This window comes from Clostridium weizhouense (assembly GCF_019431045.1).
GTDB lineage: Bacteria > Bacillota > Clostridia > Clostridiales > Clostridiaceae > Clostridium > Clostridium weizhouense.
This window is the reverse complement of record NZ_JAHXPT010000005.1, coordinates 106897-130656: the sequence shown is the minus strand read 5'-3', so window position 1 is coordinate 130656 and position 23760 is coordinate 106897. Positions and strand designations below refer to the sequence as shown.

Annotated in this window: 18 protein-coding genes and 2 riboswitches; of the genes, 16 read left to right on the top strand and 2 right to left on the bottom strand. The window is 25.4% G+C overall.

What is annotated here, in order from left to right:
- Positions 1-10 precede the first annotated feature (10 nt).
- The 4 genes from KYD98_RS08370 (at position 11) to KYD98_RS08355 (ending at position 5967) form a co-directional block, all read left to right on the top strand.
- The gene (locus KYD98_RS08370; RefSeq protein WP_219779171.1) at positions 11-1120 is read left to right on the top strand and encodes a DgaE family pyridoxal phosphate-dependent ammonia lyase; all 1110 of its coding nucleotides are present in this window, start codon (positions 11-13) and stop codon (positions 1118-1120) included.
- 2 nt (positions 1121-1122) lie between these two features.
- Entirely contained in the window at positions 1123-1872 is a 750-nt protein-coding gene (gene dagF, locus KYD98_RS08365; protein ID WP_219779169.1) for a 2-dehydro-3-deoxy-phosphogluconate aldolase, read from the top strand.
- A 357-nt stretch (positions 1873-2229) separates the two neighbouring features.
- Complete coding sequence (locus tag KYD98_RS08360) at positions 2230-4293, top strand: methyl-accepting chemotaxis protein (protein WP_219779168.1); 2064 nt, start codon at positions 2230-2232, stop codon at positions 4291-4293.
- Between the two features lie 86 nt (positions 4294-4379).
- Positions 4380-4481, top strand: a riboswitch (purine riboswitch).
- A gap of 91 nt (positions 4482-4572) precedes the next feature.
- Positions 4573-5967, top strand: coding sequence for an NCS2 family permease (locus tag KYD98_RS08355; protein WP_219779167.1), 1395 nt, complete (start codon positions 4573-4575; stop codon positions 5965-5967).
- A gap of 126 nt (positions 5968-6093) precedes the next feature.
- Here the strand turns inward: KYD98_RS08355 and KYD98_RS08350 are convergent, their stop codons facing one another.
- Positions 6094-8145 (bottom strand): methyl-accepting chemotaxis protein, encoded by a 2052-nt coding sequence (locus KYD98_RS08350; RefSeq protein ID WP_219779165.1) that lies wholly within the window; start codon positions 8143-8145, stop codon positions 6094-6096.
- Positions 8146-8346: 201 nt separating this feature from the next.
- A complete protein-coding gene (locus tag KYD98_RS08345; RefSeq protein ID WP_219779164.1) occupies positions 8347-9522 on the bottom strand; it encodes a glycosyl hydrolase family 8 in 1176 nt (391 codons plus the stop codon).
- A 265-nt stretch (positions 9523-9787) separates the two neighbouring features.
- Between KYD98_RS08345 and KYD98_RS08340 the strand changes: the two genes are divergently transcribed.
- The 12 genes from KYD98_RS08340 to amrA all read left to right on the top strand — a co-directional run bounded on the left by KYD98_RS08340 (position 9788) and on the right by amrA (position 23757).
- The gene (locus tag KYD98_RS08340; protein ID WP_219779163.1) at positions 9788-11146 is read left to right on the top strand and encodes an APC family permease; all 1359 of its coding nucleotides are present in this window, start codon (positions 9788-9790) and stop codon (positions 11144-11146) included.
- Between the two features lie 256 nt (positions 11147-11402).
- The gene (locus KYD98_RS08335) at positions 11403-12317 is read left to right on the top strand and encodes a DUF4886 domain-containing protein (protein WP_219779161.1); all 915 of its coding nucleotides are present in this window, start codon (positions 11403-11405) and stop codon (positions 12315-12317) included.
- Between the two features lie 72 nt (positions 12318-12389).
- Positions 12390-13127 (top strand): TatD family hydrolase, encoded by a 738-nt coding sequence (locus tag KYD98_RS08330; protein ID WP_219779160.1) that lies wholly within the window; start codon positions 12390-12392, stop codon positions 13125-13127.
- A 136-nt stretch (positions 13128-13263) separates the two neighbouring features.
- Positions 13264-13372: riboswitch (TPP riboswitch) on the top strand.
- A 151-nt stretch (positions 13373-13523) separates the two neighbouring features.
- A complete protein-coding gene (locus tag KYD98_RS08325; RefSeq protein WP_219779158.1) occupies positions 13524-13814 on the top strand; it encodes a thiamine-binding protein in 291 nt (96 codons plus the stop codon).
- Complete coding sequence (locus KYD98_RS08320; protein ID WP_219779285.1) at positions 13786-14550, top strand: ABC transporter permease; 765 nt, start codon at positions 13786-13788, stop codon at positions 14548-14550. The genes KYD98_RS08325 and KYD98_RS08320 overlap by 29 nt, the downstream gene beginning before the upstream one ends.
- A gap of 55 nt (positions 14551-14605) precedes the next feature.
- A complete protein-coding gene (locus tag KYD98_RS08315; RefSeq protein ID WP_219779156.1) occupies positions 14606-15610 on the top strand; it encodes an ABC transporter substrate-binding protein in 1005 nt (334 codons plus the stop codon).
- Positions 15591-16319 (top strand): ABC transporter ATP-binding protein, encoded by a 729-nt coding sequence (locus tag KYD98_RS08310; protein ID WP_219779155.1) that lies wholly within the window; start codon positions 15591-15593, stop codon positions 16317-16319. The genes KYD98_RS08315 and KYD98_RS08310 overlap by 20 nt, the downstream gene beginning before the upstream one ends.
- Positions 16320-16710: 391 nt before the next feature.
- Entirely contained in the window at positions 16711-17742 is a 1032-nt protein-coding gene (locus KYD98_RS08305; protein WP_219779153.1) for an ROK family protein, read from the top strand.
- A gap of 26 nt (positions 17743-17768) precedes the next feature.
- Positions 17769-18386 (top strand): HAD family hydrolase, encoded by a 618-nt coding sequence (locus KYD98_RS08300; RefSeq protein WP_219779152.1) that lies wholly within the window; start codon positions 17769-17771, stop codon positions 18384-18386.
- Positions 18387-18669: 283 nt separating this feature from the next.
- Positions 18670-19485 carry an EcsC family protein gene (locus tag KYD98_RS08295; RefSeq protein WP_219779150.1) on the top strand — a complete coding sequence of 272 codons (816 nt, stop codon included), beginning with the start codon at positions 18670-18672 and terminating at the stop codon, positions 19483-19485.
- A 135-nt stretch (positions 19486-19620) separates the two neighbouring features.
- A complete protein-coding gene (locus KYD98_RS08290; RefSeq protein ID WP_219779149.1) occupies positions 19621-21969 on the top strand; it encodes an EAL domain-containing protein in 2349 nt (782 codons plus the stop codon).
- 378 nt (positions 21970-22347) lie between these two features.
- Positions 22348-23757 (top strand): AmmeMemoRadiSam system protein A, encoded by a 1410-nt coding sequence (gene amrA / locus KYD98_RS08285; RefSeq protein WP_219779148.1) that lies wholly within the window; start codon positions 22348-22350, stop codon positions 23755-23757.
- Positions 23758-23760 lie beyond the last annotated feature (3 nt).

The following is a 23760-nucleotide window of genomic DNA, read 5'->3' as shown; positions in this document are numbered from 1 at the left end:
GGTGAAATTTATGAACTGTTATGAAGATATAGGATTAAAAAGAGTAATAAATGCGTCAGGAAGAATGACAGCATTGGGAGTATCTACATTAAGTGATGAAGTAGCAGAAGCTACAAAAAATGGAGGTCAAAATTATGTTGTAATTGATTCTTTGATTGATAAAGCTGGAAAAATAATATCAAGTTATACAAAAGCAGAAGATTCTTGTGTAACATCATCTGCATCAGCAGCAATAGCTTTATCTATAGCAGGTTTAATAACTAAAGGAAAACTTTCATTAATAGAAAAACTTCCAGATACTACTGGATTAAAAAATGAAGTTATAATTCAAAAAGGACATGCTGTAAATTATGGAGCACCTATAACGACCATGATCAGACTTGGAGGAGGGAAACCGGTAGAAGTTGGTTACTCTAATCAAGTATTTAAAGAACATATCGAGGAAGCTATAAATGAAAATACAGTAGCACTTATGTACGTAAAATCTCATCACTGTGTTCAAAAATCAATGGTAACTTTAAATGAGATGATAGAAATAGCTCATAAAAATAATTTACCTATATTAGTGGATGCTGCAGCAGAAGAGGATATAACAAAATATTATAAATTAGGAGCAGATTTAGTAGTATACAGTGGAGCTAAAGCTATAGAAGCAACAACCTCAGGTTTTGTTACTGGGAAAAAAGAGTATATTGCTTATGCAAAAGCTCAGTATAAAGGCATAGGTAGAGCCATGAAGGTGGGAAAAGAAAATATAATGGGATTACTTAAGGCTTTGGAGATTTATGTAAATAAAGATAAGGAAAGAGAATTAGAATCTCAAAAAGAAATAGTTAATTATTTAGTTAAAGAAATAAATAATATTAATGGGCTTGAAGCACAGGTTACTGTAGATGAGGCTGGGCGAATAATCTATAGAGCAGAAGTTAAAGTTAAAGAAGAAATATTAGGAATAAATGCGTCTAAAGTGATGAAAATGCTTAATGAAGGAAATCCATCAATTCATGGAAGAAAGCACAAAGTAAATTTAGGATATATAACATTTGATCCTAGACCTATGATAGATGGTGATAAAGAAATAATTGTAAAAAAATTAAAAGAAATAGTAGAGGAGAAATAGATATGGCAGGACAAAAAATTAATTTTTATAATGGTAAAGTAGCAATAAATGTTTTAGCAAAGGATATAGATAATGCTAAAGAGATAGTACAAGCAATTGATGGACATGTAGCAGTTGGAGTACTTTCAAAACAATTTAATAATGCAGAAGAAGGCATAGTAGAAGTAAATAAATGGCTTAAAGAAATACCAACAGTTTCAGTAGGGCTTGGGGCAGGAGATCCAATGCAATGGGAAAAAGCTGCTAAAATAGCTGCAGCAACAGATGCTGGACATGTTAATGAAGTTTTTACAGGAGCTCCAGTAGCTGTGGGAATGCTTAGGGCAAACAATGCTAAAAATACAATGGTTAATTCACTTATATCACCAACTGGAATAGTAGGGAAAGTTAAAATTTCAACAGGTCCAGTAAGTCAAAATGGAGAAGCAGCTATAGTAGATGTTGAAACAGCTGTATTAATGTTAAAAGATATGGGTGTTCATGCAGTTAAATTCTTTCCAATGGGTGGATTAAAAAGTATAGAGGAGTTAAAAGTAGTGGCAAAGGCTTGTGCAAAACATGATTTACCATCATTAGAACCAACAGGAGGAATTGATTTAAATAACTTTAAAGAAATATTAAAAGTTTGTTTAGATGCTGGGTGTAAGAGAGTAATGCCTCATGTTTACAATTCAATAATTGACAAAGAAACAGGAAAAACAAGAGTTGAAGATGTAAAGCAAATTTACGAAATTATAAAAGAATTAGTTTAAAAGCTTACTAAAAAACTTAATATAAATTTTTATTTTATTTAAAAAGTAAGTTAACTTTAGAACCCCGCTAAGTAGTATAGCTTAAAAAGCTATCATAGTATCTACTTAGCGGGGTGATTTTTTTCAAATGTATTGATACATTTGAAATTTATTCAAGTAAATTATTGATTAAAAAAGACAAAACGTTTAAATATAAGCATAATGTTTATAAAAACATAATAAAATCAATGAATTATTAAGAAAACTATAAAAAATATGTTAAATATAAAATAAATACAAATTTACATGATAACCTCTAAATAGTAAAGTATAGAACGTTAATGAATTATGTGGAAAATATATATAAAGGAGTCGAGAATGGGTTTATTTAAGCAAAAGAATAAAAATAATTTTAAGAAGAAAGCAATATTTAAGTCAGTTGAAAGTAAATTTATGGTCATTGTTGGAGCTATATTAATAATTAGTTCAATAATTACTAATAGTATAATTTTAAAGTTTATGGAAAATAAACAATATAAACAAATATTAGCTAATTTTGAATCACAAGTAAGAGGAATGTCAACATCAATTGATTATTTATTAAAGAGTGAATCGGTAGAACTTAACGGATATCTTTATGATAAAAAGTTTATTGATTTTGCTAAAGTTGATATAAATGAGCTAAAAAATAGAAAGGATGATTTAGTTAATCTTCAAAATACATTAAATAATATATTCATAAAAAATATTAAAGATACCCATATTGAAAATGAATATTTAATCAATAAAGATGGGATAATCATTGCTGCTGCAAATGAAAAAGGATTATTATTAGATGTATCAAGTAGAGACTATTTTATCAACATAAAAAATGGAGAGGATACATATATTTCCGATATAATTAAATCAAATGAAACAGGAAATTGTATTAATGTTATAGCTAGAAGAATGTATGATGAAAATGGTAATTTTAATGGATTAATATGTAGGGATATTATTGCAGATGTATATAAACCTATATTAAGTGAATACAACAATGGAAGATATAATGTGTTTTTAACGGACTCAAATGGAAATATTATATACGATAAAGATAAAGAGTTAATTGGAAATAGAACAATATTATATGATTTAGATAATAATTTAAACCAAAAAACTAATGAAATTAATACAATTAGTTATAAATATGAAGGAGAAGATAAAATTGCTTTAAGTACAACAATTTCAAGTGTTGGTTGGCATGTTTATTCAGCAGGATATATAAAAGATATGTCTGCTCCAGTAAAAATAGCTTCTAATTATGCTAAAATTATATTAATAGTAGTACTAATAATATCATTAATAATTACTTATTATTTATCAAAGAAGTTTACTAATCCTATAAAAAAATTAACAGGGCATATGGATGTTGTTTCAAATGGAGATTTGAGTGTTAGAATTAAAGATATTTGTACAGGAGATGAAACAGAACAATTAGCTGATAAAATTAATTCAACTACTAAAAAATTATCAACTATAATAGGAAATGTTCATGATTCTGTAGTTATTGTTAATGAACAATCACAAAAATTATTTGTAATTAGTGAAGATGTTTCAGCTTCAAATATTGAAATAACTCAAGCGATGAACGGTATATCTGATAAAATATGTAATGTAGCTCAACAGGTAGAAGAGTGTAGAATACAAACTTTAGATTTAGATAATGCGATAAATAATCTTGAAGAAAAGAACAAGTCTATGATTATTCAAAATAACGAAGTAATAAATTCACTTAATGAAAATGAAAAAAAGGTATCTTCTTTAGTTGATTTAAAACAAGAATCAATTTATAGTTTTAATGAATTAAAAAATATTATGAAAAAGTTATTTGATGAAATAAATAATATATCTAACTTTTTAGAACTTATTAGTAATATTGCAAAACAAACTAATCTTTTATCACTGAATGCAGCAATTGAAGCAGCAAGGGCAGGAGAAGCAGGAAAAGGATTTGCAGTTGTTTCAAATGAAATAAAAAATTTATCCAATGAAACACAACAAGCTACAGAAAATATTTTTTCAATTATAGAAAATATTAATTCTTTAGTTAATACAACTAGAAGTACTTTAAATAATACAGAAGAAATAAGTAATCAAGAAAACAAAGCATTTGAGCTTATGCAAAATGCTTTTATAGAAATACAAAAAGTTTTAAATAAGATGGTTAAAACTACAACTGAAATATCAAATGATATCAATATAGTAAATGATAAGAAAACAAAAGGATTATCTGCAATTTTAGAAGTTACAGATTCAACTCAACAAATAGCAGGTATAACTGAAGAAGTAACTGCATCTGTAAATGAACAACAATCTTCATTTGAAAATGTAAATAATAGTGTTCAAGAATTACAGTATATGTCAGAAGAAGTATCTAAAAATATTGATGTATTTAAAATTTAATTAAAAAACAAAATAGAGTAATTTAATATAAAACAGAGTTTTAAGTTTAAATACTGTACAACCTATACTATATATAGTATTATATAAAAATATAAAATAGTAAAACCCATATATTTCTGATAATATGGTTCAGATGTTTCTACGAGATAACCTTAAATATTCTCGCTATGGGTAAATCACATTAGTATATGAATACTAGCATTTGGTTTACCTAAACTATATGCTAGTATTTTTATGCAAAAAAATAACATAATAAATTACACTGGAGGCAAATAACTAATGAAAGATTTACTAGAAAAACTATTTAAACTTAAGGAGAATGGTACTAATATTAAGACAGAAATTATAGGGGGGCTAACTACCTTTGTAACATTTGCGTATGCATTATTAGTAATACCTAACATATTAAAAATTGGAGGAATGAATGTAGAAGGAATAAAGGGGAATGCAGCAGAAGTTCTTAATATAGCATCAGATCCAATAATAGCATCTGCTTTTGCTTCAGTGTGCATTGCAGCAGCAGTTGGTACTTTTATAATGGCATTTTATGCGAATTTACCATTTGTTTTAGCACCAGGGCTTGGGCTTGTTGCATTTTTTGCATATAATATATGTTTAAAAATGGCATTTACATGGCAACAAGGATTAGCAGCTGTATTTATTTCGGGAATTTTATTTATTATAATTACGTTTACTTCTTTAAGAGAAAAAATAGTAATGGCAATACCTCAGAATTTAAAATTTGCTATTACAGCAGGAATAGGATTATTTGTATCATTAATAGGATTAAAAAGTGGTGGGATAATAGTTCCAAATCAAGCAACTTTAGTTGCTTTTGGTGATTTTACAAATAAGGCAGTAATTTTAACTTTAATAGGATTAGTTATATCGCTAATATTAATGGCTAAAAATATTAAGGGATCAATGTTAATTGGAATAATTATAACAACAATAATAGGAATTCCTATGGAGGTTACAAGCTTAGAAGGAGCAAAAATATTCTCACTTCCTCATATTGGAGAAACTTTCTTTGCAATTGACTTAAAAGGGCTATTAACACATAATGGAAATAGTATATTAGGAGCAATATTAACAGTATTTATGGTTGTAATTACATTAAGCTTAGTTGATTTATTTGATGGAATTGGTACATTAGTTGGAACAGCGCAAAGTTCAGGAATGATCGATGAAAATGGGGAAGCAAGAGGACTTAGAAAAGCACTAGCTTCAGATGCAGTAGCTACAACATGTGGTGCTATGCTTGGAACTACAACTTTAGCAACAGTAGTAGAGTCAGCAGCGGGAATAGCAGCAGGTGCAAGAACAGGTCTTTCAAATGTAGTAGTAAGTATTATGCTTTTAATATCTTTATTTTTTAGTGGAATAATTGGAGTTATACCACAAAATGCAACATCGCCAGCACTTATAATAGTTGGAGTTTTAATGATGGGTGCAGTAAAAGAAATAGAATTTTCGGATTTTACAGAAGCTGTACCAGCTTTTTTTACAATAGCCTTAATGCCATTTACATATTCAATAGCTAATGGAATAGCAGCGGGAATAATATTTTATCCTATTATGAAAATATCAACTGGTAGAGCAAAAGAAGTACATAAACTTTTATACATATTTGCAATATTATTTATTATCAGATTTATATTAATGCCAGATTAATTAAAGTATATATAATATTTAATAAGAATGGATTATCTTGAAAAGTATCTGTATATATTTAAAAAATATATTACATTTAGTTTGAGATAATCCATTTTGATTTTATATATGATTAATAACATAATTTTATATTTTAAATCTTGATATTAAAGTTTTTAGAGAGTCAGTTATTATATTCAATAATTTTGAATTTTGGTTTAATATATGAACTGTTTTTTCTTGTTTCATATTATAGTTTACTATATCATTTATAGAATTCTCTATTTTATTAGAAGATAAGGATATATCTTTTAAAGATTTCTTTACTACAGTACTTGTATTTTTTTGTAATTCTACTAAATTGCTTAAATTTTTTGCAAATTCTTCAAAATTATTTAAGTTTTCAGCTATATTATTTAAAGCAGATTGAGAATTTTTAATATTGTTTAATTCTTTTATACTGTCATTTATATCCATATTCATAAGTTTAGCAGTAGAATTAGATTCTCTTATTATTTCTTTAATAAGATTTTCTGTTTTTTGCAAGACTATTTCTGTTTCTTGTGAAAACTTTTTAATTTCTTTTGCAACTATAACAAACCCTTTACCAGATTCACCAGCTCTAGAAGCTTCTATACTTGCATTTAATGATAGAAGTTTTGTTTGTTTAGAGATATTTTTTACTAAATCTAAAGTTTCTTCTATTTGTTTTGTTCTTTCTTCTAATTTATTCATAGAATTTACTGCAAATTTTATTAAGTTTAGAACATTAGTTAATTCTTTTATAGAAGTTTCAGTAATGTTTTTAGTGCTATCAATAACTTTAACACTTTGTATAGTTTTCTTTAAATTTTCTTCTGATAAATCATAGATATTATCCATAAAAGTATCTATTTGATTAAAATTTTTATAAATTTCATTAATATTTTTATCTTGATGTGCTATGTCTGTTTGAACAGTTTTAATTTGAGTTGTTATATCATTAGATGCTGTAGATATATTTTTGCCACTGTTTTGTAATTCCTTTACTATTCCATTTAATTGAGTTATATCTTCATTTATGCTTTTAACTATATCTCTTACAGATTTAGACGATTCATTCATGGAATTTATTAAGATACCTATTTCATCTTTTGTTTCTAAATTAACATTATACGTTAAGTCTCCTTTAGAAACAGCATTTGATAATGCTACTCCTTTGTTAATATTTTTTAAAATATTTTTACTTATTAATATAGAAGTTAAAATTGTTAAAATACTTCCTATAAATAAACCAATTATATCACTAAATAATAAATCGTAAAGTTCATTAGTTATTATATCAACAGGATAAGCTACAACTAAATTCCAACCTGTAGAATCAATATTTTGGCTAAATACATAATATTTTTTATCTTCAATAATTATATCGCTAAAGCCTTCTATATCTTTATTTAATTTATCTGTTAAAACTGATAATGGATCATTATTATCTGATATATTTTTTCTTAATATATATTCTTTGTTAGGATGATATATATAATTTCCTTGATCAGAAACTATAAAACAAAAAGAACCATCCTTTAAATCTAAGTTGTTCATTATATTTTCTATTCTATTCATGTTTACATCTATGCCAGATACACCTATGAAAGTTCCATTATCATCTATCATTTTTTTTACACCAGATATAAGTTTTCTACCAGTAGCCTCTTCATAATAAGGTTCTGTCCATATATACTTATCATAACTTTGAGCTACTTTATACCAATCTTGTTCCCAATATTTAAAATCATTTATATCAGAAGGTTCAAAAGGAGATGCCTTCATATTTTCATCTCTCAATATGCATTCATAGGGTAATTCATTTTCTATTTTCATATCTGGTTTGAAAAAGGTATACACAGTTTCTAAATCATCATTACTTTCTAGAATCTTAGATAAAGATTGTTTAAGATATTGCTTTAATTCTATATAGTGTTCTCTATCATATTTGAAATTTTCATTCATTAAAGATATAGAAGCACCAATACTTTGAATTTCTTTCATATTTTTATCTATATCATTACTTATTTGTTCTGCAACAGCAATTTCATTTGCTTGTAATTGAGCTTTAAGTTTATTTTTTGTTAGATTAAAGTTTAGTATACAAGTAAAGATTAAAATCATATTCATAGATAAAGAAAAACCTAAAATTAATTTTTTCTTGACACTTTTCATATAGTCTATCTCCTTTTTCTTAAGTTAACATACAATTCTATCTAATAATAAAATATGTTTTAAAACTTATAATGTACTACTAAACTAATAAGTAAATTAAACTATATGATATATATAACAGCTTTTATATTATTTTTTAATTTGAAATTTAAATTAATGTGTATATAATATTTAAATTTATAGAATTTTTAATATATAAACCTATTTAAATTTAAGATTACTACTTGGACTAATCCAATTTCCAGTGGCAATTATCATAGCTAGAAGCTTAAGTGTATTCCCATAAAAAAATGAATTTTGGATTGGTGTGTTTATTAATAGTTTCCAAAGCTCTATTGTCCACATTTCGTTTTTTCTTTGAATAAGTGATGAAACTAAAAATGGAGCAATAAAAGATAAGTCATTAGGAACACCAAAAGACTCCCCAGGAGTGGAATTAGCTACATAGTAACCAGAAACTATATTTTTAGGATTAGAATTTGTTTTTGTAATTATCCAATTATTTAAAGTAGATAACTGATTTGTAATAGGAGTATTGTTTAATAAAATATCCATTGAATAACGCCAAGGCGTTTTGCAGCTGTTATAATAATAATCTCCATCATGAATTGTTTCTAGAATTTGTCCTTTCGGTGCTATAAATTGATTTCTATCTTTAATAAAAAAATCTGGCATAAGTCCGTTCTTTTTACTTTCTCTATTCATTTGGTTATTTATTATATTGTTATTTTTTTTAATTATATTTCTCCAAGATTTATTATTTTTAACATCAACATTAACAAATTCTTTTAAAATATAAATACTAAAATCTGAGCTTCTAGTTATACCTTTAAATTTACTATTAACATTTGTATTAACCCAATCACCTAAATTCAATATATAATCTTCTTTATCAACACAACTATCCATTAATGCATTAATTCTTTTAAGAGCTTCTAGTCTATAATCTATATTATATTTTTTTCTCCAAAGTTTATTGGCAATAAGGAGTCCATAACATATATCCATATCACCATTAGTAGTAGAAGAAGTTTTGGGAGTAGTGTTTATTATTTCTCCACTGTCAGTAATAATTTGTTGCCAGGCCATGAGGTTATTATTATAAATACTAGGATAAGTTTTTATAAAATTATAGATATTGTTAAAATGTTCTCTAGCTGTAGAATCAAAGTTACTCATAATTGAAAAAATTACCATGCCATATCCCATTGCAACAGAAGATGTAACTGCATTATTTTCAGTAGGAGCTTCTAAAGTATCAAAGAGATATTCTTTTTTAGGAGAAGAGTTTTTAACCGTTCTTAAGTAGAGTTTTTTCCATTTGTCATAAAAAGAGAGAAGTTCCAATGTAAGTTCTTTATTAGAGTATTTTTTCATAATAATATTTTTATAAATTTTTATCACCTCAATAAAATTATATTATTAACATATGTATTAGAGTAAAAAATGAGGACAAAAAGTTTAATTGTTTTGTAGGCACATTTATCTAAAAAAGTATTAATATACATTGAATAAATAAGAAGTGTATGATATTATAAATCGGAAATATAAAGAAAGCAGAGTTTTGTAAAGTTAGTATAGATTTTAAAAGATAGTCTAAATTAAACAACAGACGATAAGTATTTAAGGAGAACAGACGATTATGAAAAAAAATGAATATGGATTATTTACAGCAATAACCATGATTATAGGAATAGTTATTGGATCAGGAATTTTTTTTAAAAGTGATAATATACTAGTTGCAACTGGTGGGAGTGTTAGTTTAGGTGTATTAGTTTTTTGTATTGCATCGATAGCTATTATATTTGGTAGTTTAACAATTGCAGAGTTAGCCTCAAGAAATTCTAAAGAAGGTGGAATAATAGCATATGCAGAAGAGTACTATAGTAAAGCAGTTGCTTGTTCATTTGGATGGATGAATACATTTATATATTATCCGGCATTACTTGCAGTTGTTGGATGGGTAACAGGAATATACACATGTATGTTATTTGAAATAGAAGGGACACTAGAAAAGCAAATAGGTATAGGAATATGTGTTATTTTACTATTCTTTTTATTGAATATTTTATCAGCTAAGCTAGGAGGATATTTTCAAAATTTAGCTACAGTTATAAAATTAATACCGTTAATATTAGTTGCAGTTATAGGAGTTACGTTTGGACATGCTAGTAATATAAAAATAACTGATGTTACTAATATGCAATCATTTGCTTGGATTTCAGCAATAGCTCCAATATCATTTTCATTTGATGGGTGGATAATAGCTACATCTATTGGGCATGAAATAAAAGATTCCAAAAAGAATTTACCAATAGCACTAATTGTAGCTCCAATAGTTATTCTAATTATATACATAGTATATTTTGTTGGAATATCTCTATATATAGGGCCAGAAAAAATTATAAGTTTAGGAGATGCTCATGTTGATGTTGTAGCAAATAGTTTATTTGGTTCTATGGGTGCTAAAGTATTATTAATATTTGTTATTACTTCAGTTTTAGGAGCTGCCAATGGATTAGTATTAGCAATGTTAAGAATGCCATATTCTTTAGCTAAAAGAGAAATGTTCCCGTATTCTGATAGGGTATCTGAATTTAATGAAAAATTAGGTATTCCTTTAATTTCAGCTTTTATTGCTATTGGAATTTGTTTTATAGTAATTATTATGCATTATTTAACTCAGAAGTTTAATCTATTACCAAACTCAGATATTTCAGAAATCGCAGTTACAATAAATTATATCATATATATACTTTTATATTACAAAGTATTAAAGATGGGATTAAGAAAAGAAATTAAGAATAAATTTAGGGGGATTGTATGTCCTTCTATGGCTATATTAGGTTCAGTTATTATTTTATTAGGAAGCATATCTAATCCACTATTTATTTTATATGCAATAATATGTGGTATAGTTACAGGTTCAGCTGTTTTATTTTGGAAAATCAAAGAAAATAATGGGGTTAAACATATAAACAAAAAAATAATGGAAATTTAATAAGGAAAGATGTTATTATGAAATAACTTTTAGATTATTTTATAATAACATCTTTTATATTTTTATAACTTAATATTTTCACTTAATGCTATAGTAGCACCTAATTGCAATACAGCAGATGAGGAATTGAAGTTATGTAGCTTAAAAATATACAATACAATTAATAATTACTCTAAAGTATATAACAATAACAACGAAAATTGATTTATAGATAAATTTCCCATTATATTTTAATTTATTAGATAGGAGTATTTTAATGAAATTATTAAATTTAAACAAAAGAATATTATATTGTACATATGTTTTAATGATTGCATTATTATTTTCTGGATGTTCTAAAGATAAATCTTTAGGTTTAAGTTCAGAATCTAAAAATGAGGAGACTAAAACTTATTTAGAAGAAACTAATAGTCAAAATGGAAATGAGATTATGGATTTTAATAAGACATTACAATTAAAAAAACCCAAAAAGCCTATTAGTAAAAGTCCTTCAATATTATTTTTAGGTAATAGCTTTTTATTTGTAAATGATTTACCATCAATGTTTACTAAGCTTTCAGAAAGTGGAGGTATTAGTCCTAATATTTATGATCTTTCAGAAGGTTGTTATCGCTTAGAATTATTTGCAGATAAAAAAGATGAAGTAGGATCAATTGCTTATGATGCTTTAGAAAATTATCAGTGGGATTATGTAGTTTTACAAGAGCAAAGTAGAATTCCCACTGTAGATGCTGAAAACAGCATGTATCCAGCATCAAGAAAACTTAATAAACTAATAAAAGATGGAAATGGACAAACTATCTTTTTTATGACATGGGCTTATAAAAATGGAGATGATTTATCTGAATTTGGAATAAATCAAAAAACAACAAGAGAAGAAATGCAAACACAAATTGCTAATAGTTATTTCTCTATTTCAAAAGAGTTAGATTCACTTCTTTCTCCAGCAGGAATAGCATTTATGAGATGTGCAGAAAAATATCCCGAAATTAATTTATGGGATGAAGAAGATTTAATGCATCCTAGTGTTTATGGAACATATTTGGCATCATGTACTTTATATGCAACTCTTTATGATGAATCTCCAGTTGGACTTAAATACACAGCTGATTTAGATTCAGATACTGCTCTAAAGTTACAAAAAATAGCGTATGATACTATCTTTAATTAATAGAAATTTATAAATAAACTAGTTATAATAGTAAATAAGTTTATAAAATAAAAATCTGATTAGGAGAAAACAATGTATATTGATGCACATACTCATTTAGATTTCTTTAAAGATAATATAGATAATGCTATAGATGAAATTAATAATTTAAAAATTTTAACTATTACAAATGGTATGGACCTAGATAGTTATTTGAAAAATAAGGAATATAGCAAAAAGAGTAAATATATTAAAGCAACTTTTGGAATACATCCTTGGAAGGCATATGAATACCAAGGCAAACTTAAAGATCTAATTCCTTATATTGAAGAAAGTGAATTGATTGGTGAAATAGGTTTAGACTTTTTTTGGATAGAAGATAAAAAAACTTATGAGGCACAGAGAAGAATTTTTAAGTTTATATTGGAAGAAAGTATTAAAAGGAATAAGGTTATATCTATACATACAAAGGGGGCAGAAAAAGAAATTTATAATATTCTTAAAAAATATAATTATAGTAATATAATTATTCACTGGTATAGTGGTGATTTTGAAACTTTAGATAATCTTATAAAATTAGGTTGTTATTTTACAGTAAGTGTTGATGTAGGATATTCAAAATTAACAGAAGAAGTGTTAATTAAAATTCCAATAAATAGATTACTTGTAGAAACTGATGGACCAACAGCCTTAGAATGGGTAAATGGAGAATATGGATATCCAAGAGTAATAATGGATGTTATGAAAAGTGTATCTAAAATAAAGAAAATTCCAATTAAAGAATTATCAAAAATTATAGAGAAGAATTTTTTTAGATTAACAAGATTTTGAATTAAAGATATAATAAAAAAGTAACAGCTATTTAAAAGATATATAAGGTATAAAAAGCGGTATAGACTAATTAATAAAAATTGTTAATTATATTGACACAATAGGAAAAAAAATATATAGTTAACTTATAATAACATAATAACAGCTGGGGAGTTAGTAAACTATCTGAGAGGAAATTATTTAAAATTTCGACCCATAACCTGATTTGGATAATGTCAACGTAGGGAGACTGTATTATTTAAGTATAATATTGAATTAGTAACCACAAGCATAAAATTGTCTGGATTAGATGATTTTATGCTTTTTTTATTTCTAGGAATTTGTATTAAAAAATTTACAAATAACTTAAATTATAATTTTGTTTTAAAATATAGTTTAAAAATTAGGAGGATTAATATGACAGTATGTAATGTGAGCTTACAAGTAATACCAAAGGTACCAGATGAGATGACATATCAAGTAGTGGATAAGGTTATAGAATACATTCAATCAACAGGGGTAAAATATGAAGTAGGTCCGATGGAGACAACAATGGAAGGGGAGCTAGACTTTCTTCTTCAAATTGTAAAAAGAGCACAAGAAATTTGCGTAGAAGAGGGTGCATCTAGAGTAGCTTCTATTGTTAAGATTGACTATAAAAAAGAGGGCGTAACAATTGATGAAAAGATTAAAAAATATAGGGGATAAGTTAATACCAATAGGTTTTGTTATTGGACTTTTGATATTATGGGAAATAATTATTTCATTAGGTGGAATTGAAAAATATATTATGCCAGCACCAAGTGATATTATTAAAGTTCTTATAAAGGATTTTAGTGTAATGCTTCCTCATATATTAATTACAGTATACGAAGGTATAGTAGGATTTGCTTTAGCTATAGTAGCAGCATTAATTTTAGCAATATTTATGGATATGATTCCATTAGTAAGAAGAACTCTTTATCCTATATTTGTAATATCACAAACGATACCAATAATTGCATTAGCGCCATTGTTTATAATATGGTTTGGATTTGGAACTTTACCTAAAATAATAGTTGTAGTATTAGTATGCTTTTTTCCAATTGTTATCAGCATATCAGATGGTTTGAATTCTGTAGATAACGATTTTATAAATCATTTTAAATTAATGGGTGCATCAAAATTAAAGGTATTTTTACACTTAAAACTTCCTTATGGAATTCTAAGCTTTTTTTCTGGAATGAGGATTGCAGCAACTTATAGTATTATGGGTGCGGTAATTGGAGAATGGCTTGGAGGGGATAAAGGACTTGGTGTATATATGACGAGAGCTAGAAGTTCATATGCACTAGATAAAATGTTTGCAGCGATAATTGTAATTGTTGCAATTAGTATGGGAATATTTATTTTAGTTACATTTATTGAAAGAAAATTTACACCGTGGAAAAGAGTACAAGATTAGAATTTATTTAAATCATGCAAAAAATGAATAAGTTAAGATTTAAGGAGGACCATTTATGAAAAAGAGAAGATTACTAGCATTAGCAATGTCAGCAGTGCTAATTTCTGCTGGATTAGTTGGATGTAATTCAACTAAAAAGAGTGCCAAGAAGGAAGATTTACAAAAGGTTAAGTTAATCTTAGATTATACACCTAATACAAATCATACAGGTATTTATGTAGCACAGGAAAAAGGATATTATAAGGAACAAGGACTAGATGTTGAAATTATTCAACCATCAGAAGGAGCAGCATTACAATTAATTTCAGCTGGAAAAGCAGATTTTGCTATAAGCTATCAAGAAGATTTAACGTTTGCTAGAACTTCAGATATTCAATTACCAGTTAAAGCTATCGCTACAATTATTCAAAATAACACATCAGGATTTGCATCACCAAAAGAAAAGGGAATAAAAACAGTAAAAGATTTTGAAGGAAAAGTATATGGTGGATGGGGAAGTCCTAGTGAAGAAGCAATTTTAAAGACTGTAATGGAAAAATGGGGAGCTGATTTTTCAAAACTTAAGAGAGTAGATGCAGGTACAGAAGATTTCTTTATAGCTACAAAGAATAATATAGATTTTGAGTGGGTTTTTGAAGGATGGACTAATATAGAAGCTAAGGAAAGAAACTTTGATATAAATTACATACCACTTAGAGAATTAGATGAATCATTAAATTACTATACTCCAATTATAGCAACCACAGAAGATCATATTAATAATAATTCAGAATTGATCAAGAAATTTTTAAAGGCTACATCAAAAGGATATGAAGAATGTATATCAAATCCAGAAGAATGTGCAAAATTATTAGTTTCAAAAGTGCCAGAAATTGATGAAAATTTAGCAATAGATAGTATGAAATTCCTAGCTAAAGAATATAAGGCTGATGCAAAAAGATGGGGTGAAATGAAGGATAGTGTTTGGGATAATTACACAAAATTCCTTTTAGATAATGGAATTATTACTAAGGATATGAAAGCAAGTGAGGCTTATACAAATGAATTCTTACCAAAATAAAATAGAACTTTCAAAGGTTAAAAAAAGCTTTGGTGAGTTAGAAATATTAAAAGATATAACATTTAATGTAAGAGAAGGTGAGCTTATTTCAATTGTAGGCCCATCAGGAAGTGGGAAAAGCACTATCTTTAATATTATTACTAAAATAATAAATGAGGATAGTGGAAATATAGTTGTTAATGGCAATGCTAGCTATATGTATCAAAAAGATATGATGGTTCCTTGGAAAAAGGTAATAGATAACATAGGAATACCACTTATATTTAGAGGATCTAATAAGAAAAATGCTAGAGAAATTGTATTAAAATATATTGATATGTTTGGTCTTAAAGGTTTTGAATATAAATATCCAACTCAATTATCAGGAGGAATGAAGCAAAGGGCAAATTTGTTAAAAACTTATTTGACATCAAAAGATATAATGTTGTTAGATGAACCATTTGCAGCACTAGATTCAATAACTAGAAAGAAAATGCAAAAGTGGCTTTTAGATTTAATTAAAGAAATGAAGACTACGATATTATTTATAACACATGATATAGAAGAGGCTATATTTCTTTCAAATAGAATATATGTAATTTCTCAAAAACCAGCAGTAATAAGGGGAGAAATTAATGTTAACCTAGGTGGAATTAGAGAAGAAGATATTGTAACAGATGATAAATTTATAAAAATAAAAAAAGAAGTGTTAAATTTAATGAAATCTTAAAAATTGTTTTTAATAAAATTAAGTTTAAATATATTTATAAAAGAAGGCTATGTTTTAAGTAAATACTATAATATTCACACTATTTTAAAACACATCTATGTAATAAAGAATGAACTATTTAAAAATAATGTTTATGCATTTAAAATAGTTCATTCTTTATTTTTTAAAAAATTATATTATTCAATAGATTGTAATAAATTAAATTACAATTTTGTTTTAAGTTAAAGAAATAAAAACTAACGAATAAAAAATTATATGGCGTATTATATATATGTTTGAAAAATTTGATGTATAAAAAATTAATATATTGTATTTATTAATTTTTTACGATATACTTTAAACATAAACTTTAAAAAGTTTATTCAAAAAGTTTTGAAAGCGTGGAATATACATGAGTAAAATATCTGGTAAACCAAAAGAATTAAAAAGAGTAAACATTTCATTAATATTAGAATTTATAAGAAATAATGGTAGTGCAAGTAGAACAGAAATTGTTAAAGGAACTGGTATTAGTCAAACTACAGTTGGAAAATTATTATTAGAATTACAAAGTAGTAATGACATAATAAATACAGGCTTAGATAAATCAAGTGGTGGACGAAGAGCAGAAAGGTATTCATTAAATAAAAATAAAAGTTATATATTATCTCTACTTATAAATGGAAAATACGTAATATATAACTTAGTGAATGGTATAGGTGATATTATAGAGAGCAATAAAATAGAAACAAGTGAGCTCTTAGACAAAATTATTATAGATAATCTGATAGAAAGTTTTATAAAAAATGATAAAGATATAAAAGCAATAGGAATATGTGTACCAGGAATTGTTAGTGAAAATGGTTACTTATCTGGAAGAACTTTTTCTGAACTAAAGGAAATAGATATAAACATTCATATTCAGGAAAAATATAATATACCTGTAGTTTTGGAAAATGATTTAAATTCAGCTGCTTTAGGATTTTTAGATGAATATGTAAACAATCAAAAAAATAATATAAAAGAATGTTTGAATATGGTATATATTAATTTTAATAAATTAGGAGCAGGGGCAGGAATAATAATTAATAACAAATTAGTAAAAGGAAAAGATAATTTTGCTGGAGAGATTGGGTTTATAAAATTAGGAGATCAACGAGTGAATGAACTATTGCAAAACAACCCAACTGATAAAGAGTATATAGATATAGTAGTAAATATATTATCAATAATTAACTATATACTTAATCCTTCATTAATAGTGTTAGGAGGAGATGATTTTAGGTACAATTTAATTGAAAAAATTAAGAAAAATTATAAAGAAAATAATATTAAAACAGAAATATTTATAGTTAAGGATGATATTGGCATTTCTTTTAAAGGAATTAATAAAACACTTTTAAATTTAATAAACAATGATGTAAAATTGATAAAAAATTTATAGATAAAATTTAAATGGGGGTAGATAATATGTATAAGTATATTATATTTGATATTGATGGAACTATTTTAGATACTGAATTAGCAGTTCTTTCATCACTTCAAAAAGTAGTTTTAGAGGAATTAAATAAAAAGGTAGATACAGAACAACTTAGATTTGCATTAGGAATTCCAGGAGAGGCAGCGTTAAATCAATTAGGAATACATAATATTGATGAAGTAAACAATAAATGGAATGAATACTTAAAAGAATATTTTCATACTATAAAAGTTTTTGAAGGTTTTAAAGATACTTTAGAAGAATTGAGTAATAGAAATGTAAAAATGGGAATAGTTACTTCGAAAAGTAAAGTTGAGTATATAAATGATTTCGAACCATTTGGTTTAAATAATCATTTTGATTTAGTAATTTGTGCAGATGATACAAAAAAACACAAACCTAATCCAGATCCAATTTTAAAGTTTATTGAGTTATCAAATGTTACTAAATCAGAGGCTATATATATAGGAGATACTAAATATGATATGGATTGTGCTTCAAGTGCTGGAATAGATTTTGCATTAGCATCATGGGGATGTAAATCACCTGAAAATATTATTACAAAGTTTAATTTCAATGGGCCTAAAGATATTCTTAAAATTTTATAAAAATAGATTTTTCAAACAACATATTTAAGGTAATATTTTATTTACTATGTTTTAAGTTATTGTTGATATTAAAGATAATAGTGAAGGGACATTTGTCCATGAACTTTTATATTTAATATCAACTATTTTTTATGGTATATTTATATTATAATATATTAGTTTTATATATTTTTCTACATATAAATTATCAAACTTGTATTTATGGAATAAATTGAAAGTTCTATGCTTATCTTGTAATTTTGTATTAAAATATATAGATTTAATGATTAGTGAGGTGTCCATTATGATAAAAAATTCATCAAAAAAAGATAAGTTATTAAATAAACAATTTAATAAAATAAATAAAATAGAAGAAAAAATATTAACTAAAAAAGAAAATGGATTTATAAAAAATAGATTAAATCCATATAAACAAAAAGTTGAAGAAAAAATACCTAAAAAACTTCAAAGTACTCTAGAAAAAGCTTTTGAAAAAGGATTTAAAATAGTTTTTCAAAAAGGAACTAGTCTTATTGAAAAGAGCTATAATAAAGAAAAGATAAAGAATGAATTTGATATAAATAATTATGGTTTTGATAAACAAACAACAAAAAAGAATTTAAAAAAGATAGATAGAAACTCTCAAAATAAGCTTATTTTAAATAAATCAATAAGTATTTTAGAAGGAGGCTTACTGGGAATATTAGGCATTGGTTTACCTGATATACCATTATTTATCGGTGTTATATTAAAGACTATTTATGAAATATGTTTAGGATATGGATATAATTATGATACTAATCAAGAAAAGGCATATATTTTAAATATTATTTGTGCTGCTGTAACTACTGGGGATACACAAAAGAGATATTTAGAAGAAATCGACTTAATAGGGTCAGAAATAGACAATGGAATTGTAAAACAATATTTTCTTGATGATTTAACCCAGCAGTGTTCTAAATATATGGCAAGTTCAATGTTAACTTCAAAATTTATTCAAGGGTTACCTTTAATTGGTATTATAGGAGGAATTACTAACTATAAAACGATTAAAGACATAAGTAATATAGCAAAGATTAAATATAAAAAGAGATATTTAAATAAGATAAGAAATAATTAAAAAATCTCAAAATGAATATAGTTATATTTTTTACATACATGTCTTTTAAATCATATGTAATAAAAGCCATATATGTTTTTATATAATTATGCTATACTACTTGAAGGAAGATATATTGAAAGGAAAAAGTAACGAATGAATAAAAGACAAATAGTTATAATTTCTAGTAGTGAAGAATATTTTTTTAAGTTACCTGATAGATTTATAAATAAAGGATATAAATTAAAAATACATAAAGATATAAATGAAATTATTGAAGCTGATATAAATTTAATAATAATAGATATTAATATAGGACATAAAGAGTGTATTAATAGCATAAGGAAGATAAAAAGTCAATTCCTAAAAGTTAAGTTGGGAATAATAGTATGTTTAAATAAAGATAATATCCAATATTTAGAAGAATATATAGAAGCTGGAGCAAATGATTATATATTAAAACCATTTATGTTAGAAGAAATAAAATTAAGAATAAATAATCAGCTTAAATTAATGGAAGCTGAAAAAAATTTTAAAATGAAAGATATACAGTTTGATGCATTATTAAATAATACTCCTTTTATGGCTTGGTTTAAAGATAAAGATAGTAATTACATAAAAGTAAACAATGAATTTATGGAGCATAGTGGGAAATCTATGGATGAGATAAAAGGCAGAGGAGATCATTATGTATGGAACGGAAATGTAGGGGATAGATGTAGAGAATTTGACTTAGAGGTTATGAATAAAAGAAAACAAGTAGTTTTTGATGAAATAATTCTAGGTAAAAAAGGATTTAAACAATTTAACATGTATAAAGCACCTGTATTAGATGAATTTGATGATGTTATAGGAACTATTGGAATAGCTAGAGATATTACTGATTTAAAAAATAAAGATGCAAAATTGCAAATACTTATGGATAATTTACCATTTCCAGTATGGCTAAGTGATGCAAAGGGTATATATGTTAATGGAAATAAAAAATTTGCAGATTACTTTAATTTAAGTATTGATGAATTAATAGGAAAAACACCTGGAGATGTTTATAAAGAAGATCTTGTAAAGAAGATTTATGATGAAAATGAAAAAGTTATTAGTAGTAGGAAGCCAATGAAGTTTGACTCTATTATAAAAACTAATAAGGGAACTAGAATAGTAGAAATTTATAAAACACCTGTATTTGATATAGGAAATCAAGTTATAGGAATTACTTGTGCACTTGTAGATCTCACCGAGATTAAAGAAGCACAAAAAGAAATAAAGAAACAAGCATTTACAGATGCACTTACTGAGATAGCAAATAGAAGAGCATTATATGATTATATGGAAAAAGAGAAGGATTATAGCAAAATAGGTATGATGCTTGTAGATATCGATAATTTTAAAGATATAAATGATTATTATGGGCATCATTTTGGTGATAAGATTATTATATATGTAGCAAATGAACTTAAAAAAAATTGTAAAGATACTTTTATATGTCGTTTTGGTGGAGATGAATTTTTAGCAGTTTTTAAAGATGTAGAAGATGAAAAAATTATATGTGATAAGGCAAAACAAATATTAGAAAAAGTGCATTTGTATAAAGAACATGATTTTTCTGTTAGTATAGGAATAGGAATGGGAGATAATGCAATAGATATAGATAAATTACTTATAAAAGTAGATATAGCAATGTATAAATCAAAAGAATTAGGTAAAAACAGATTTATGATTTATACTAAAGAATTAGAAGAAGAAAAGAATTTAATTTTAAATATAGAAAAAGATCTAAAATGTTCAGTTAAAAAAAATGAAGTAGAATTATTTTATCAACCTCAATATACAATAGATAAAAAATTAAAAGGATTTGAGGCATTATTTAGATGGAAGAATAAAAAATATAAAGATGTTAGTGTTATTAAGTTAATAGAGATTATGGAAAATAGTAATTTAATAATAGATATAGGATATTATATAATGAGTGAAGCATGCAAATTTGCTAAAAAAATAAATCAAAATAGAAAAGAAAAAATTGTAGTTTCAGTAAATATATCAGCAATTCAAATAATGGAAAAAGATTTTATAAATAAGGTAAAATCAATAATAAGTGAAACTGGTGTAGAAATAGATTGTATTGGAATGGAAATAACAGAAACAATATTAATTAAAAATATAGAGGAAAATACAATTAAAATTAAAGAGTTAAAAGATATGGGAATAATGATTAGCTTGGATGATTTTGGCAGTGGATATTCATCTCTTAATTATATTGTAAATATGCCTTTATCGATAATTAAAATAGATAAGAGTTTTATATGGGGAATGGATGTAAAAAAAGAGTACATAAAACTTTTAAAATTAATGATAGATTCATCTCATTCATTAAATTTACCAATAGTAGCAGAAGGTGTTGAAACTCAAGAACAATTAGATAAATTAAATAAAATGAATGTAGATTATGTTCAAGGTTATTTATTTTCAAAACCATTAGAAGAAAAAGAAGCATTAAAGTTAATATAAAAAAATGATTATGTTTTAAGTAGATATTTATACTAAAGTTAAAGATTATATACAGGATTTAAATAGGAAACTTGATATTAGTCCTATAAGTTTGAAGAAAGAAGTATAAAATTAGAGTATTTACTTTTGACCTGTACTTAAGAACTTCAAAAATAAAGAGTATTAAACCATAGATTGTACAATTTGTAGAGTCTATGGTTTATTATTTTTTTATATGATTTCCTCATTATACTGCAAAGTCATAATATTTATAAATATTTTAAGATTTATATTAATGAAGAAACTTTATTGGAATTTATACAATAAGAATATTGATTGCATAGTAATAAAAAAGTATGAAAAACTAAGAGTGTATAAAATTATAAGAGGTGTGTAATCATGAAGAATATATTAGGATATTATTTAATGCCACATCCACCTATAATAATTCCGGATATAGGAAAAGGTGAAGAAAAAAAGCTTGAATCAACTTTAAATGCATGTAATAAAATAGCTAAAGAAATCTCAGATATAAAACCTAATACAATAGTAGTTATAACTCCACATGCTACTATGTTTTCAGATGCTATAGCTATATCAAATGAAGAAAAAATTAGTGGTGATTTAAGCAAATTTAATTGTTCAAATATAAAAATGAATATTTTAATAGATATGGAATTTAATAATAAAATTATTCAATTATGTGCAGATGAAGAAATTCCAGCAGTACCTGTTGATTCAAAGTTTTTATTACAATTTGATAGAAAATATGAATTAGATCATGGAACTATGGTACCTTTATATTTTGTAAATAAATATTATAAAGAATATAAATTAGTTCATATAACTTATTCTATGATAGGGGATTTGAATTTGTATAAGTTTGGTATGAATATTAAAAAGGTAATAGAAGAATTAAATAGAAAAGTTGTAATTATAGCTAGTGGTGATCTTTCTCATAAACTTAAGGAAGAGGGACCATATTCATATTCTCCATATGGAGAAAAGTTTGATAAAGAAATTTTAAATAATTTAGAAAAAGGGAATGTTTCAGAGATATTTAATATGAATAAAACTATGATAGAAAAAGCAGGAGAGTGTGGATTAAATTCTATCTTAGTACTTCTTGGAGTTACGGAAGGAAGTAATATTAAAGGAAATATTTTATCTTATGAAGGACCTTTTGGAGTTGGGTATGGTGTAATGAAATTTGATTTAGAAGATGGAAATAATAATACTTTAGAGTATATAGCAAAAAGGAAAGAAGAAAATTTAAGAAAAAAATTAACTAATTTAAATCCATATGTAAAATTGGCAAGAGAAAACTTAATTTATTATTTTACACATGGAAAGAAAATTAAAGATTTATCTAATGTATCTAATGAGCTTCTAAATCAAAAACATGGTGTTTTTGTATCATTAAAAAAGTTTGGAAATTTAAGAGGATGTATTGGTACTATATTGCCAACAACAAATAGTGTAGGTGAAGAAATAATAAAAAATTCTATAGAGGCTGCAATACATGATCCAAGATTTAATCCAGTATCAGAAAGTGAATTAGAAGATATAGAAATATCTGTAGACGTACTTATGGATTCTCAGCCTTGTAGAAAAGAAGAATTAAATCCTAAAAAATATGGAGTAATAGTTAGTAATGGATATAAAAGAGGACTATTATTACCAGATCTTGAAGGAGTAGACACAATAGAAGAACAATTAAAAATTGCATGTAAAAAAGCAGGATTATGGCAAAATGAAAATTATAATATAAAAAAGTTCGAAGTTGTACGATATAAAGAAGGTGAGTAAAAT